General features: G+C 69.4%; 17 protein-coding genes. 10 read left to right on the top strand and 7 right to left on the bottom strand.

The annotated features are described in order from the left end of the window. Nucleotides 1-4: 4 nt before the first annotated feature. From ABIB58_RS11270 to hisC, 5 genes are read left to right on the top strand one after another with little or no spacing between them, the layout of a single operon-like run. Complete coding sequence (locus ABIB58_RS11270; protein WP_045810637.1) at nucleotides 5-2,860, top strand: ATP-dependent DNA helicase; 2,856 nt, start codon at nucleotides 5-7, stop codon at nucleotides 2,858-2,860. Between the two features lies 1 nt (nucleotide 2,861). Continuing rightward, nucleotides 2,862-3,335 carry a Cys-tRNA(Pro) deacylase gene (ybaK, locus tag ABIB58_RS11265; RefSeq protein WP_045810636.1) on the top strand — a complete coding sequence of 158 codons (474 nt, stop codon included), beginning with the start codon at nucleotides 2,862-2,864 and terminating at the stop codon, nucleotides 3,333-3,335. Between the two features lie 32 nt (nucleotides 3,336-3,367). Beyond that, nucleotides 3,368-4,426 carry a DUF2125 domain-containing protein gene (locus ABIB58_RS11260; protein WP_045810635.1) on the top strand — a complete coding sequence of 353 codons (1,059 nt, stop codon included), beginning with the start codon at nucleotides 3,368-3,370 and terminating at the stop codon, nucleotides 4,424-4,426. Then, on the top strand, nucleotides 4,426-5,112 hold the full coding sequence (locus ABIB58_RS11255) for a hypothetical protein (RefSeq protein ID WP_045810634.1): 687 nt from the start codon (nucleotides 4,426-4,428) through the stop codon (nucleotides 5,110-5,112). The genes ABIB58_RS11260 and ABIB58_RS11255 overlap by 1 nt, the downstream gene beginning before the upstream one ends. A 14-nt stretch (nucleotides 5,113-5,126) precedes the next feature. After that, nucleotides 5,127-6,230 (top strand): histidinol-phosphate transaminase, encoded by a 1,104-nt coding sequence (hisC, locus tag ABIB58_RS11250; protein WP_354040947.1) that lies wholly within the window; start codon nucleotides 5,127-5,129, stop codon nucleotides 6,228-6,230. 275 nt (nucleotides 6,231-6,505) lie between these two features. Here hisC and ABIB58_RS11245 read toward each other — a convergent pair whose 3' ends face one another. From ABIB58_RS11245 to ABIB58_RS11225, 5 genes are read right to left on the bottom strand one after another with little or no spacing between them, the layout of a single operon-like run. After that, on the bottom strand, nucleotides 6,506-7,285 hold the full coding sequence (locus ABIB58_RS11245; RefSeq protein WP_354040945.1) for a MipA/OmpV family protein: 780 nt from the start codon (nucleotides 7,283-7,285) through the stop codon (nucleotides 6,506-6,508). A gap of 36 nt (nucleotides 7,286-7,321) precedes the next feature. After that, complete coding sequence (locus ABIB58_RS11240) at nucleotides 7,322-8,059, bottom strand: lysophospholipid acyltransferase family protein (RefSeq protein ID WP_354040943.1); 738 nt, start codon at nucleotides 8,057-8,059, stop codon at nucleotides 7,322-7,324. Then, nucleotides 8,060-8,704, bottom strand: a complete 645-nt coding sequence (locus tag ABIB58_RS11235; RefSeq protein WP_354040941.1) for a YdcF family protein — start codon at nucleotides 8,702-8,704, stop codon at nucleotides 8,060-8,062. Then, a complete protein-coding gene (locus ABIB58_RS11230; protein WP_354040940.1) occupies nucleotides 8,701-9,615 on the bottom strand; it encodes a cell division protein FtsX in 915 nt (304 codons plus the stop codon). Before ABIB58_RS11230 ends, ABIB58_RS11235 begins: the two co-directional genes overlap by 4 nt. Next, nucleotides 9,612-10,322 (bottom strand): cell division ATP-binding protein FtsE, encoded by a 711-nt coding sequence (locus tag ABIB58_RS11225; RefSeq protein WP_354040938.1) that lies wholly within the window; start codon nucleotides 10,320-10,322, stop codon nucleotides 9,612-9,614. Before ABIB58_RS11225 ends, ABIB58_RS11230 begins: the two co-directional genes overlap by 4 nt. Before the next feature lie 71 nt (nucleotides 10,323-10,393). Between ABIB58_RS11225 and ABIB58_RS11220 the strand changes: the two genes are divergently transcribed. The 5 genes from ABIB58_RS11220 to ABIB58_RS11200 all read left to right on the top strand — a co-directional run bounded on the left by ABIB58_RS11220 (nucleotide 10,394) and on the right by ABIB58_RS11200 (nucleotide 13,658). Beyond that, a complete protein-coding gene (locus tag ABIB58_RS11220; protein ID WP_045810628.1) occupies nucleotides 10,394-11,329 on the top strand; it encodes an MJ0042-type zinc finger domain-containing protein in 936 nt (311 codons plus the stop codon). Next, nucleotides 11,322-11,855 carry a phosphoribosyltransferase gene (locus ABIB58_RS11215; RefSeq protein WP_045810627.1) on the top strand — a complete coding sequence of 178 codons (534 nt, stop codon included), beginning with the start codon at nucleotides 11,322-11,324 and terminating at the stop codon, nucleotides 11,853-11,855. Before ABIB58_RS11220 ends, ABIB58_RS11215 begins: the two co-directional genes overlap by 8 nt. 160 nt (nucleotides 11,856-12,015) lie before the next feature. Continuing rightward, on the top strand, nucleotides 12,016-12,570 hold the full coding sequence (gene rplU, locus ABIB58_RS11210) for a 50S ribosomal protein L21 (RefSeq protein ID WP_045810626.1): 555 nt from the start codon (nucleotides 12,016-12,018) through the stop codon (nucleotides 12,568-12,570). A gap of 99 nt (nucleotides 12,571-12,669) precedes the next feature. After that, entirely contained in the window at nucleotides 12,670-12,957 is a 288-nt protein-coding gene (rpmA, locus tag ABIB58_RS11205; RefSeq protein ID WP_039244031.1) for a 50S ribosomal protein L27, read from the top strand. 167 nt (nucleotides 12,958-13,124) lie between these two features. Further along, nucleotides 13,125-13,658: a GNAT family N-acetyltransferase gene (locus tag ABIB58_RS11200; protein ID WP_354040934.1), complete on the top strand. Its 534-nt coding sequence runs from the start codon at nucleotides 13,125-13,127 to the stop codon at nucleotides 13,656-13,658. Nucleotides 13,659-13,673: 15 nt separating this feature from the next. Here the strand turns inward: ABIB58_RS11200 and ABIB58_RS11195 are convergent, their stop codons facing one another. After that, nucleotides 13,674-13,871 (bottom strand): hypothetical protein, encoded by a 198-nt coding sequence (locus ABIB58_RS11195; RefSeq protein ID WP_039244035.1) that lies wholly within the window; start codon nucleotides 13,869-13,871, stop codon nucleotides 13,674-13,676. Between the two features lie 115 nt (nucleotides 13,872-13,986). Next, complete coding sequence (locus ABIB58_RS11190; protein ID WP_055807750.1) at nucleotides 13,987-14,502, bottom strand: hypothetical protein; 516 nt, start codon at nucleotides 14,500-14,502, stop codon at nucleotides 13,987-13,989. Between the last annotated feature and the right edge of the window lie 138 nt (nucleotides 14,503-14,640).

Genomic DNA, 14,640 nt, shown 5'->3' with positions numbered 1-14,640 from the left:
GGACGTGTCCGACGAATCCGTCATTTCCGAAATCCGCCTGGCCGGCGCCCAGCCGTGGGCGGACTTGCCGCCGGCGCTCGCCACGCCGCCGGGCGCAGGGGCGGTGTGCGACGAGGCGGGGACCCGGAAGATCGGGCGCGGGGCGGCCGAGGGGTTCTTCAGCACCGGGCCGGTGCTGGTCGCCCATGCCTCGCTGACGGCGCGCCGGCTGGGGCTGACGCCGCCGCCGCGATCGACTGATCTGATGGATGTGCTGGAGCTTTACGCCTTCGTGCGACCGGCGCGCTTTTGTGCGCCGTCACCGACGGGCTTGGCGCTGTCGCTGGGTCTGGCCGAGCCGAAGTCGGCGGAGGAACAGGCGGCGGGCCTGCGTGAGGCGGCGGGGCTGCTGCTGCGCGAACTGGCCGATCCGGCCTACCGGGAGCGCGAGGCGGCCTATGTCCTGGCGCTGACAATGCAGCGGGCGGGCTGGGCCTGGGGCGAGCGGGTGGTTCAGGCGCTGGAGGCCGGCGGCGTAAGGGCGCGCCAGCATCGCGGGTCGGGGCTGGATGTCTGGTCGCGCCTGACCGAATGGGAGGACGAGGCGCCGCGCGGCGAGGCGGGATCGGCCCCGGTCGACAGCGAGAGCGCCCGCATCCGGCTGGAGAAACTGCTTCAGGCCTCGGGCCTGGACGAGACGCGGCCGACGCAATCGGACTACGCCGCCGAAGCCGCCTTCGCCTTTTCGCCGAGGAATGAGGAGGGGCGGCCCCGCATGCTGCTGGCCGAGGCGGGAACCGGCACCGGCAAGACCCTGGGCTATCTGGCGCCCGCCTCGCTTTGGGCCGAACGGAACCAGGGAGCGGCGTGGATCTCGACCTATACCCGCGCGCTGCAACGGCAGATCGACCGCGAAAGCCATTCGCTGTGGCCCGATCCGGCCGAGCGCAAGAAGAAGGCGGTGATCCGCAAGGGGCGCGAGAACTATCTGTGCGTCCTGAACCTGCAGGACATGGTCCAGGCGGCCCAGCTGGGGAATGGCGACCTGATCGGCCTGGCGCTGGCCGGGCGATGGGCGCTGCATACGCGCGACGGCGACATGACGGGCGGGGACTTTCCCGGCTGGCTGCCCGGCCTGTTCGCCATGCCGGCGGCTCATGCGGCGGGAGCGGCCAATCTGGTGGACCGGCGCGGCGAGTGCGTCCACGCCGCCTGTCCGCACTACCGCACCTGTTTCGTGGAAAAGACGATCCGCGCCAGCCGCCGCGCGGATCTGGTGATCGCCAATCACGCCCTGGTCCTGACCCAGGCGGCATTCGACGGCGCGCGCTCGGCGCGGGGCCAGAAGTCGGACGGTGAGACGGCGGCGCTGAAGCGGATCGTTTTCGACGAGGGCCACCACCTGTTCGACGCCGCCGACAGCGCCTTTTCCGCCTGTCTGTCGGGCCAGGAGGCGGCCGAGCTGCGTCGCTGGATTCGTGGGCCGGAAGGGCGGGGGCGTCGCGGGCGCGGGCTTCAGCAGCGGCTGGGCGACATGGTCGGCGACAATGACGCGGCGCTGAAATCGCTTCAGGACGCCATCCGCGCCTCCGCCGCCCTGCCGGGCGAAGGCGTGTCGGGCCGCGTCGCCCCCGCCTCAGGCGAGGTCAATCCGATCGGACCGATCGAGGCCTTCCTGGCCGCCGCGCTGGATCAGCTGCGCGCCCGCACGGCGGAGACCAATACGTACGGCGGCCCCGAGTTCGGCATGGAGTGCGCGCTGAAGCCGGTGACCGATCCGGTCGCCGAGACGGCGCGCGCGGCGGCCCAGGCCCTGGCCGCCATCGAGGCGCCGCTGCTGGCGCTGTCGCGACATCTGGAAGACATCCTTGACGACGAGGCGGCAGAGCTGGACGGGTCGCAACGGTCGCGCATCGAAGGGGCGCTGCGCGGACTGGATCGGCGCGCGCGCATGACCCTGCCGGGGTGGCGGTCGATGCTGGCGGCGCTGGAGGACGGGGGCGATCAGCCCGATCCTGATTTCGTCGATTGGCTGTCGGCCGACACGGCGTTCGGCCGTATCCACGACGTGGCGCTGCGTCGCCACTGGATCGACCCGACGGTTCCGCTGGAGGCCGCCGTGATCGTGCCGTCGCACGGGGTGCTGGTGACGTCGGCCACCCTCTCCGATCCCTTGCAGGAAGACCCGTTCGATCTGGCGCGGATGCGGACCGGCTCGGCGCGTTTGATCGAGCCGCCTCGCACCCTGAAGGTCGAGAGCCCGTTCGACTATGCGGCCAACAGCCGGGTCATCGTCGTCAACGATCTGGTCAAGGACGATCCGCGCCAGACGGCGGCGGCGATGCGCGAACTGTTCCTGGCGGCGGGCGGCGGGGGGCTGGGCCTGTTCACCGCCATTCGCCGATTGAAGGCGGTCTATGAGCGGCTGGGGCCGGATCTGGCGAAGTCGGGCGTGCCTCTGTATGCCCAGCACGTCGATCCGCTGGAGGTCGGGGCGCTGGTGGACATGTTCCGGGTCGAGGAGAATTCCTGCCTTTTGGGCACCGACGCCGTGCGCGACGGGGTTGACGTGCCGGGACGGTCGCTGCGGGTGCTCGCCTTCGACCGTGTGCCGTGGCCGCGCCCGGATTTGCTGCACAAGGCGCGGCGCGAACGGTTGGGCGGCAAGGGCTATGACGATGCCCTGGCCCGCGCCCGCATCGCCCAGGCGTTCGGCCGGCTGATCCGGCGCGGCGACGACAAGGGTGTCTTTCTGATGCTGGACGCCGCCACCCCCACCCGCCTGTTCGCCAGCCTGCCGCCCGGGACCGAGGTCCAGCGCATGGGCCTGGCCGATGCGGTCGAACTGACCCGCACTTTCCTGAACCCCGAGACGACGTAGGATGTCCAAGACCACGCCTGCCACCGTCGCCCTGACCAAGGCCGGCGTCGCCTTCGATCTGTTTCCCTACGACTATGATCCCGACGCGCCGCGCGTGGGATTGCAGGCCGCCGAGGCGTTGGGCGTGGCGCCAGAGCAGGTGTTCAAGACCCTCATGGTCCTGATCGACGGCGCTCCGGCTTGCGTCATCGTGCCGTCCGACTGCGAGGTCAGCATGAAGAAGCTGGCGGCGGTGCTGGGGGCTAAGTCGGCCCAGATGATGAAGCCGGCCGACGCCGAACGTCTGACCGGCTACAAGGTCGGCGGGGTCAGCCCGTTCGGCCAGCGAAAGGCCGTGCCTACTGCGATCGACGAAACCGCCATCCTGTTCGATCAGGTCCTGATCAACGGCGGTCAGCGGGGGCTTCTGCTGGGCCTGGCGCCGGACGATGCGCGGCGGGCGGCGAAGGCGGTGCTGGCCGACCTGACCGCCTAGAAGGTCGGGGTGCGGCGCGCTATAGGTCCGGCATGACCGAAGTCTCGACGACCAAGCGACACAGCCGCAAGGGCCTGTATGCGCCCTTCATCCTGGTGCTGATCGCGCTGGCGGCCTGGACGGGATGGTGGATCTTCCTGACGCGCCAGATCGACACGCGGCTTGAGGCTCAGGTCCAGACCCTGCGTCAGGACGGCTGGGACATCCGCTTCGCCGACAAATCTATAAATGGCTGGCCGTTTCGCACCCGTGTGGCCTTGACGAACCTGATCGTTCAGGCGCCGTCGGGCCATGCGATCAAGGCGTCCGATCTGACCGCAGAGGCCAACGCCTATCAGCCGACCAAATGGGTGGTGGTGGCCCCGCAAGGCCTGATGCTGACCCGCGCAGGCAAGGGCGAGGTCGCGGTCAAGGGCGACGCCATCCGCATGAGCGCCAGCGGCATCGATCAGCGTTGGCCCAATCTGGCGCTGGAGATGGTCAATCCGGTCTTCACGGCCCAGACCGGCGCCGAACCCTTCCCCATCGCCCGGGCCGCGCGGATCGAATTCTATGCTCGGCCGCATCTGGAGGGCTCGACCGCGCCGACCGACGACGTCGATGTCATGTTCCGTCTGGTGGATGGGCAGGGGCGGGCGGACGGCCCCGTCGAGGGCTTCGCCCAGGACGGCCGCCTGACGACCCAGCTGGAGGCCGAGATCGGCCACGCCAGCCTACTGAAGACCGGCGGCGATGCGGCGGGTGTCTTCTCCGCCTGGACAAAGGCGGGCGGGACGTTCCGCAATGTGCGCGGCGATCTGCAGGCGGGCGACAGCCGTGCGACCCTCTCCAGCGATGTCTTGCGAGCCGATGCGAACGGCCGGCTGACCGGCCAGGTGCAACTTCAGGCGCAAAAGCCTTTGCCCGCCCTTGCTGGTTTGATGGCGACCCGACAGGGGCCGGTGAACCGCATCGGCGCGGCCGGGGCCGCCGCAGCAGCGGGCGCGGCCGAGGCGACGGGACAGGAGCAACTGCCCCTGACGCTGGTCTTCCGCGACGGCCGCACCTGGCTCGGCCCCTTCCCGCTGGCCCCGGCGCCCAAGCTGTTCTGATGGCGCTGCTGAACGAACCCGAAGCCGACGACGCCCTGCTGGCGCTGGATCGCGCCCTGGCCGAGGCGGTGCGGGCGCGGGTCGCCGCCGGTCCGTGCGACCGAGCCGACGCCTCGGCCATCGCCCTGCGTCAACTGCTAGACGGCGCCTCGGCGGATGAGGCTGCGACGGTCAAGGCGGTGTGGGGCCGGATCGAGGCGGCAACCGGACCCGCGCTGGTCGTCTGTGGCGGCGTGGCCCAAGCCCTGGCCACGGACCGCTACGGCCTGCGGTCGCGACCCTTGTTTGCCGACGAAGCGCTGAAGGCGGCTGAGGCGGGCTCGCGCGCCGTGATCGACCTGTCGCCCGACCGGCCGTGGTGGGGCCGCCTGCTGGCGCGGCCCGAACTGAAGATCGTCGCCGCCCTGCCGGACAACCGGCGCGGACGGCCCCAGGCCTTCGTCGTGTCCAAAGAGACATCCGGCCCTACGGGCGACGACCGCAGCTTCTGGGTCACCGACAGCGGCTGGTCCGAGACCAAGATCGTGGACGCCTTGGGCGACGCGGGACTGATCGCCGATCCGCTGGCGGCGGCGGGCGGGTTGAAGCTGTTTATGCTGACGGGCTATGTGCAGATCGACGACGGGCGGCTGAAGAGCGCGCCCGGCCGAATGAGCGGCGTGATCGGCGCCGCCCCCATCTTCTGAGATCAAGGCTTTCCATGACCGACGCGACCGCGCCACACGGCCCTGCCCCCAAGCCCGGCATCCTCGACATCGCCCCCTATGTCGGCGGCAAGTCGTCCATCGCCGGCGTCGCGGAGCCGATGAAGCTGTCCTCCAACGAGAACATGCTGGGCGCGGGCGAAAAGGCGCGTGCGGCCTATGAGGCGGCGATCAAGAACATTCACATCTATCCCGACGGCCGGGCGACCAAGTTGCGGAATGCGGTGTCGGAACTGCACGGGTTGGAGCCTGAGCGGCTGATCTTCGGCAACGGCTCGGACGAGGTGTTCGCCCTGTTGAACCAGACCTATCTGACGGCGGGCGACAACATCGTCTGCGGCCAGTACGGTTTCCTCGCCTACCGCATCAGCGCCCTGGGTTGCGAGGCCCAAGTCAAGCTGGCGCCCGAGCCGAACTTCAAGGCCGAGGTCGACGCCCTACTGGCCCAGGTCGATGACCGCACCAGGATCGTCTATGTCTCCAATCCGTCCAACCCCACCGGCAGCTACAACACGGGCGAGGAAATGCGCCGCCTTCACGCCGCTCTGCCGGCCCACATCATCCTGGTCGTGGACGAGGCCTATGCGGAATATGTGACCGAGGCCGACTGGGAGACCGCCTTCCCGCTGGCCAAGGATGCCGAGAATATCGTCGTCACCCGCACCTTCTCGAAGATCCACGGCCTGGGCGGCCTGCGCATCGGCTTCGGCTATGCGCCGCTGAAGGTCGCCGAGGCCATCGACCGCATTCGCCTGCCCTTCAACGTCTCGGTGCCGGGGCTGGAAGCCGCAACGGCCGCCCTGTCGGACGAGGCGCACCAGACGGCGTCGCGCGATCTGATCTCGAACTGGAAGCCGCGCCTGACCCAGGCCCTGCGCGGCTTTGGGTTGAACGTCCTGCCCAGCGCCGGCAACTTCGTGCTGGTCCTGTTCGACAGCCCCGAGCGCGCCGCCGCCGCCAATGACTATCTGAACACCAAGGGCATCATCGTCCGCCCCGTCGGGGGCTACGGCCTGCCCCAGGCCCTGCGCATCACCATCGGCACCGAAGACCAGAACCGCGCCGTCATCGACGCGCTGAGCGAGTTCGCGGCGCAGTAGGCCGCGAGCATGATACGGGCCGGCATGGTGATGGGTGGCATGGCGTTGGGCCTTTCAGCCTGCGCCATGCCTTTGCCGCCCTGCCGACCGACCCTGCCCAGCGTTGCGAAGCGATGGGCGGCCTTACGATTGAAGGGCCGCCCACCCCGGACGCGAGTGGAAAGAGCCAGCCGGGCGAGTTTCATGGATGCAGCCTCGATCCGCACGCTAGCGAGGCTGAAACGCGTCGCGCCCGCCTTGCCTGGCATGCGCGTAATCGCGACGGCGCGTGACGATCAGTCCGCGCTGGAGAATCGCACCACGCCGATCAGGCCGGCGCGCCAGATGCCCTCGTCGTCGATCAGAGGACTGTCCTTGGTGTCGCCCAGGCGCTGTTCGTAATTGACGAAGCCGCCGACGCCGAAGCGCTCGCCGATCGGAATGGCGAGAAACGCGACGGCGCCTGCGCCCGACAACCCGCCCGACGCCTCATAGGGCTGGAAGCCGCTGCCCGGGGCCTGTTCGGCGGTAACGCCGTAATAGCGCTGCAGACGCTTGTCATCGCCGCCGACGATATATCCGCTCACGCGAAGCAGGCCGACTGGCGTCACGCGTTGATGGCCGACCGATGCGAAATACTGCAGGCCGGCGTCGTCGCCCGACACATCCTGGGCGACGCGGCCGCCGACCACGATGCCGCCGAACCGCTTGTAGGCATACAGGGCGGCATCGGCGCCCAGGCCGGGACGTTCCAGGCTGGAGCCCTCGATGTCTCCGGCCGAGAAGCGTGGGCGCAACTGGACCCCGGCGCGCGTATCGTCCGTCTTGATCGCGTTCCAGCCCACGCCGTCCAGGCCGTTGGCGTAGATCACGTCCTTGTAGCTGGCCGAGCCCCAGGCGGTGTAGTTGATGTCGTCGCCGGTGTTGCCCGTCGCGCTGAAGCCATGGGTTATGCCGCCGCCGACTTCGACCCGCCAGGTCTTCGGGGTTTCCACCTGCTCATAGGGCTGGGATTGGGCGAAAGCGGAGCCGGCCACGGCGGCGAAGGCGACGGACAGCAGAAGGGGACGGAGCATACGGCGTTTCCATGGATTGAGCCCGAGCGGGGAAGATCAGGCCGGATCAGAATGCGCAAGCTGGGCCTTTGGCTCCAGCAGGGCCAACGACGCCGTCTCTATGCGACTTTCCAGCAACGCCATCATCGCGCCGCGCTTCAGCTGGGCCGGGATCGGCTCGAGGAATTCGAACACGACCGTGCCGGGATAGCGGCGGAAGCCGTGGGCCGGCCAGTGGACGCCGGAGTTGGTGGCGACGGGCCAGCAGGGGCCTTCCAGATCGCGATAGATGGCGGCGACGCCGGGCTTGTAGTCGCCGGGCACGCCTGGATCGTTGCGCGTGCCCTCGGGGAAGATGACGATCTGGCGGCCCTCGGACAGGCGGTCGCGCGCCTGTCGCGTCATATCCTTCAGCGCCTTGGCGTGGCCCGCGCGATCCACGGCGATCATCTTCGACTTCCAGGCGAACCAGCCGAAGAAGGGCAGGGGCATCAGCTCCTTCTTCATAACGAAACAGGCGTCGGGCAGGACGGCCAGCAGGGCCACGATGTCCAACATCCCCTGGTGTTTGGACGCGATCAGGGCGGCGCCGGACGGGGCGTGCTCCAGCCCGCGCACCTCGACCTTGACCCCCGCGATCCAGCGCAGGCCGAACAGGACGATCTTCGCCCACAGCTTGCACACGCCCTGCACATAGCGGTGCGGCAGCAGCAGGACCGGCGACAGGCCGATGGCGATGATCGGCATCGACAGATAGAGCCAGGCGGTGAAGATCAGGGAACGCAGGGTGGTCACTTAGGACGCGGCCTTTTCGTCAGGGACGGTTTCGGTCTCGGCCGTGACTGAGGCGGGCCGGTCGCGGGTGATGCGGCGCACGCCCTCACGGCCCAGGACGGCGAGGTATTTCATATATTCCAGCGTCATCCGCCGCGCGGTCACCGCGGCCCGCCACCAGCGCGCATTGTCCAGCGACGGGGTGGAGATGGCGTAGGGCGTCAGTTTCACGCCCGGCAGCTGGCCCCGGATTTCGACCAGCGATCGCGGCATATGATAGTCGGAGGTCACGACGATCAGGCTGCGATAGCCCTTGGCGCGGGTCCAGGCGGCGATCTCCTGGGCGTTGCCGACCGTGTCCTCGGCCTCGAAACCCAGGTCGACGCAGCAGTTGAACAGACGGCTGGAGCCGGGCGTCAGCTCGCGCAGCTCCTGACGGCGCACCTCGCGATTGACGCCGGAGATCAGCACCCGTTCGCCCTTGCCCTGTTCCAGCAGGCGAATGGCGGTGTTGACCCGCTCGGACGACGGGCCGGTCAGGGCCACGATGGCGTCGGCGCGGGCAGGGTCGTCGGCCGGCGTCAGCTCGCGCACCCGGTGGGCGAAGGCGAACAGGCCGACCAGCCAGATCAGACCGGTGATGAAGATGACGCTCAACAGTCTCATGCGCCTCCTCCCTGTGTCGGCCGTCCTGAAGCCAGCACGCGCATGGCGGCGAATCTCGCCGCCAGAACCGCAACCGTAGCCGCGAGCAGCGGGCAAGGCGAGAGCAAGGCCAGGTCGCTCCAGCTGATGGGCAGGGCCGCCGTCAGGCCGCCCGATCCGCCGATGAACCGCAGGAGGATCAGAAGGATCGCCGCCAGCCCGGCGCCGATCGCGCCGGCGCCGGCCGCCATCAGGCCGAACCGCCGCTGGAACAGCCAGGCGATGGCGCTGTCGGTCGCGCCGTTAAGGCTCAAGGTCTCGATCACCCCCTGACCGGCCGCCAGGCCCGCCCGCGTCGCATAGGCGATGGCGGCGGCCGCAGCGAAGGCGACGGCCAGGAAGGCGGCGCCGGCCAGGACCGTGATCATGCCGGCGGACCGCTCGACCTCGCCGCGCCACAGGCTGTGATCGTCCACCGTGGCGTCCAGCCCGGCCTCGGCCAGGGCCCGGCTTAGCGTGACGGCGCTGGCCGGCGCCTGGGCGTTCAGTCGGACCGTCACCAGATGGGGCAGGGGCAGATCGGGCAGGACGGCGTCGCCCAGCCACGGGCGCAACAGGTCCTCCGCCGCCTTGCGGCTGAGGGCGGCGGCCTCCTCCACACCATCGACGCCTGACAGGGTCTCGGCCGCGCGCGCGGCGGCGGTGTCGCCGGTTTCGCCGACGCGGGGACGGACCTGGACGGTGGCCTCGGCGCCCAGCTGTCGGGCCCAGCCGTGCGCGGCGCGGTCGGCGGCAGAGGCGGCGACGGCGGCGAGACAGGCCAGGAAACACAGCACGGCGATGACGGTCATCAGCCAAGGCTCGCCGGCCGCGGCGGGCGGCAGCAGGCCGGGCCGGCGGCTGGAGAGGCTGAAGTCTGACAGACGGATCATGCGGCGGCCCGCGAGAGTTCGCTGAGCCGTCCAGCCTCCAGCCTCAAGACGCGCGCGCCCGACCGTTGGGCCAGGGCCTCGTCATGGCTGGCGATCAGGACGGTGGCGCCCAGTTTGTTCAGCGACTGGAACAGCCGCAGCAGCTTGTCGGCCATGACGGCGTCCACGCTGCCGGTCGGTTCATCGGCCACGATCAGGCCGGGGCGGGTGATGACGGCGCGGGCGATGGCCAGCCGCTGCTTCTCGCCGCCGGACAGGGCAGGGGGACGGGCCTCCATCCGGCGACCCAGGCCCACCCATTTCAGCATCTCGCGCACGTCGTCGGCGTACTCGGCCTCGGATAAGCCCGCGAGGCGCAGCGGCAGGGCGACATTGTCGAAGGCCGACAGATGATCCAGCAGGCGGAAATCCTGGAACACCACCCCCATCCGCCGCCGAAAGGCCGGGATGTCGCGCCGATCAATGCGCGTGACATCCGATCCGAACAGGCGGAGGGTTCCCGTCCGGGGTTGGTCCGCCAGCGTCAGCAGACGCAGCAACGAGGACTTTCCGGCCCCCGACGGCCCGGTAAGAAAGTGGAAAGAGCCGCGCGGCAAAATGAGGTTAACGTCCCGCAGCACGTCGGGCGCGCCGACATAGCCGAAGCCGACGCCAGACAGGCGAACGGTCTCGGTCATAGCGGCGGGTTCGGCGGGCGAGGACGGCATGGTATGTGTTTCAGGAACAGGGCGCGGCGTCGCGCCTTACGGGAGGGGGCGACAGCCTCGCAGTCAGCCACATGATACTGACCTGCCCCGCCTGCGCCACCAGCTATTTCATCCGTGACGAAGCCATAGGCCCCGAAGGCCGCAAGGTGCGCTGCCAATCGTGCGGCGAAGTCTGGCGCGCGACCCCCGACGAGCCGCTGGAACTGACCCTGACGCCCGAGCCGGTGGTCGCCGCCGTCGCGCCCGCAGCCCCGCCCGAACCTGATCCCGCGCCGGCGGCGGCCAGCCTGGCCGAAACGCCGGCGCCGGAGCTGCCTCGCGCCTTCCGCGCCCGCGCCGATCGCCAGAAGAAGCTGCGCCGCGCCGCCACCCAGGGCGTGATCTGGGCGGGTCTGGCCAGCGTCTTCATCGGCCTGATCGTTTCGGCCTTCCTGTTCCGCGTCGAGATCGTCCAGGCCTTCCCCCGGGCGGCTTCGGCCTACAAATTCTTCGGCGCGCCGGTCAATCCGGTCGGGCTGGACTTCGAGGCCCTGACGGCCAGGGCTGCGCCGAACCATCCCGGCATGGTCGTGGTGTCCGGCGCGATCCGCAATGTGCGCGACGTCGAGATCGTCTCACCGCCGATTCGCGTGGCCCTGCTGGACGCCGCCGGCGCCGAGGTCGGGTTCAAGATCGTAAAGATCGACGCGGCGCCGGTCCTGCCGGGCAAGGTCCAGGGCTTCGCCGCTCTGATCCCCGATCCGGGCGGCCATGGGGCCGGGATCGGCGTCGACTTCGCGCCGGCCAGCCCTTCGCCTGTAAAACCCCAAGCTGAACACGGCGGCCATGAGGCGAAGGCCGCGCCCGCGCACGCGGCGCAGCCCGCTGCCGAAACTTCGCAGGGTCTGCGCTCGGCGACGGCGCCCGGCGCCGAGGCGCCGAACACGGCCGCGCCGATCGACGCGCGACCGGTCGGGGCTGTGGACAAGGGGCATGGTGAGGCGGTATCGCCCTCGCATCATGGCTGATCCCTCCCCGACGCCGACCGTTCTTCTGTCCGAGACCGAGGTGGCGCGCATCGTCGCCGACCTGGCCCAGCGCATCGCGCCCGTCATCGACGACGACACGGTCGCCGCCGTGCTGCTGACCGGCGGCCTGTGGTTCGCCGCCGACCTGACCCGCGCCCTGTCGCGCGTCGGCCGCAACGTCCGTTTCGACGCCCTGTGGCTGGCCTCCTATGGCGACGAGCAGACCAGCCGGGGCCGGATCGACGTCTATGCGCCGTTCCAGCGCCCGATCGCGGGCCGCCGCGTCCTGATCCTGGACGACGTGTTCGACACCGGCCTGTCGCTGGCCGAGGCCGTGCGCATCGCCAAGGACGCCGGCGCATCCGAAGTCCTGACCTGCGTCTTCGCCAGGAAGCCCTGGCCCAAGCCCCGCGCGCCCGAGCCGGACTTCGTCGGTTGGGAGGCGCCCAACCGCTTTCTGGTCGGCTATGGCCTGGATCACGCCGGGACGCTGAGGGGCCTGCCGGACATCTGCGCCCTCGACTGAGTTCAAGGCGCGGCGACAGCGGGGATAATCCGTCCGGGGCTGAATTTCCGCCCGGTTCGGCGTTGACTCTCCGACACCCTTCCGTATATGTCGCCGCTCTTCGCCGCCGGGGCCCTCTCCGGGGGCGTATCTTTTTTTGCGTTTGCGCTGAGGCTTCAACATGTACGCGGTGATCAAGACCGGCGGCAAGCAGTACCGGGTCCAACCGGGCGACACCATCGTCGTCGAAAAGCTCGACGGCGACGCCGGCGCTGAGCTGAAGTTCGACAGCGTCCTGATGCTGGGCGGCGACAAGGGCGTGACCCTGGGCGCCCCCCTGATCGACGGCGCCTTCGTCGGCGCGACCCTGGTCGAGACCCGCAAGGGTGAGAAGATCAAGATCTTCAAGAAGACCCGTCGCCAGGGCTATCGCCGCACGAACGGCCATCGCCAGATGGAATCGGTCCTGCGCATCACCGGCATCGAAGGCGCCGGCGAGACCGCCAAGTGGGAAGGCAAGGTCGATCTGACCACCAAGGCCGAGATCAATCTGCGCGCTCGCAACCTGGCCGCTCGTGACGCTGCGTCCTCGCTGGGTTCGACCGAGACGGTCGTGACCGACGTGGACGGCGCCGAGGTCAAGGGCGTCGTGGTCGAGAGCTCGGCTCCCGCCAAGAAGGCCCCGGCCAAGAAGAAGGCTGCGCCCAAGGCTGAAGCCGCCGGCGACGAAGCCTAAGACATTCACCGGCGCTCACCGCGCCAGACCAGTTAAGAGAGACGTCCTCAAGTAGGCCGAAAGGCCGGTAGGACCCTCAAGAAAGTACGGAGCGGCAAGATGGCTCACAAGAAATCCGGTGGTTCGTCGCGTAACGGTCGCGACTCCGAGTCGAAGCGCCTTGGCGTGAAGAAGTATGGCGGCGAGCGCGTGCTGGCCGGCAACATCATCGTGCGCCAACGCGGCACCACCTTCCACGCCGGTGAGAACATGGGCATGGGCCGCGACCACACCCTGTTCGCCCTGACGAACGGCGCTGTGAAATTCACCACCAAACGTGGCGGCCGTTGTTACGTGTCGATCCTTGCGGCCAATGACGACGCCGCTCAGGCGATGGCCGCCGAGTAACGCAGTCTGGACCTTCCCGGATCGCGTTGCTCCTGCCAGCAGCCGATCCGGACCAGGGATAATAATCCGCGGGGAGTCTGGATCACCAGGCTCCCCGTTTGCGTTTCCCCGCCTCGAAGACCGTCCGAGCCCTTCAAGGAGATGGTCGACAATCCGAGGCAACGCCCATGTGCGTCATCGAAACCTCTCCTGTCGTCGAAACTCGGCGCCTGATCCTGCGCGCGCCCGCGCCCCAGGATGCGCCGCGCATCGCCGCCCTGGCCAATGACCTGGACATCGCGCGCATGACCAAGCGGATGCCGCATCCGTTTCAGATGCGCGACGCCGACGACTTCGTGCTGCAGGTCGCCTCGCAGGACCCCAGGCGAGCCAACACCTTCGTCATCGACCATGAGGACGTGGGGCCGATCGGCGTCATCGGCCTGTTCGAGGGCGAGGATCGGGCGCCGGAAACCGGATACTGGATCGGACGTGAGTACTGGGGTCGGGGCTTCGCCACCGAGGCGCTGGACGCCGCTCTGGTCTGGGCTAGCCGCAAGTGGAAGCGCCGGGCGCTGGTCGCCGGGCATTTCGCCGACAATCCGGCCTCTGGCCGCGTGTTGGAAAAGGCGGGCTTTCTCTACACCGGCGAGACGCGCCGGGCGTGGAGCCGGGCGCGTCGGGCCGAGGCCGATACGCGCATGATGGTGTGGCTGGCCTGACGGCCAGCCGCGGCGTCAGCCGCCCGCCAGGGCGGGGCCATAGACGGCCGCGACGGCGACGGCGCCCACCACCAGCATGGCGCCCGCGCCAGCGATGAAGGTGGCGATGGTCTTGGACCGGCGACGCCGCATGCCGCCTGCCTTGTACTTGCGGATGATGACCGACGGCCCTCGCGTAAAGGCCTCGGATCCTATGATGTTGTGTTGGGACAAGAAAAAAGCTCCCCGAACTCTCGCACAGAAGCAGCGATCAGTCCGGGGCGCTCGTGGTCAGAAGATGGCGATCTGCGTTACCGGGGTCGCATCTTCGTGAGACGGGGCGTGCGGGTCACAGGGTGACGGATACGACCCGGCCGCCGCGCGTCTGCACCGACTGCATCAGCACCAGGGGTGCATCGCCCGAGGTGACCGGCACGATCAGGAACCAGCCGCCGTCGGGCAGGCCGTCGAAGCGGAAGCGGCCGTTCTCGCACCGCTCGGAGCGGACATAGTTGCGATAATCGGCGTTGGCGTCGGCGACGGTGCGGGCGCGAACGACGGCGGCGGGCACGGCCGCGCGCTGGGTCGAGCCGTACAGGGTGCGAATGCGGGCGCGGGTGTAGGGGGTGTCCGGCGTCAGGCCGACGCTGGCGACGCAATCGAAGGCCTTGCCGTCCCGAGCGAAGGCGATCTGGCCCTGAATGCTGTTGCGGCCGGGCATCTGGGACCAGCCGAAATCCGCCTCGTTGAAGGCGGCCGGACCCCCGTTCGGCAGGCCGCCGCCGGCGGTCGGCGCGCAGGCGGAGAGGGCGGCGGCGGTCAGGGCGAGAGCCAGGCCAGGGGCGGCGAACGAACGGATCGACATGGGGCTTCCTCCGGGATTTCGGGGTCGTGGGGGACGACTTCCCCCACTATCGCACGACAGGCCGGGCGACTTCCACGCTCAAGATTCCCCCTCTGGACCCGGACCCGACAACGCGCGAAACAGGCCCGACAACGCGCC

The sequence above is a fragment of the Brevundimonas sp. UYEF29 genome (genome assembly GCF_040546195.1).
Taxonomy (GTDB): domain Bacteria; phylum Pseudomonadota; class Alphaproteobacteria; order Caulobacterales; family Caulobacteraceae; genus Brevundimonas; species Brevundimonas huaxiensis.
The sequence above is the reverse complement of the archived record's forward strand: the minus strand, read 5'-3'. Positions and strand labels throughout refer to the sequence as shown.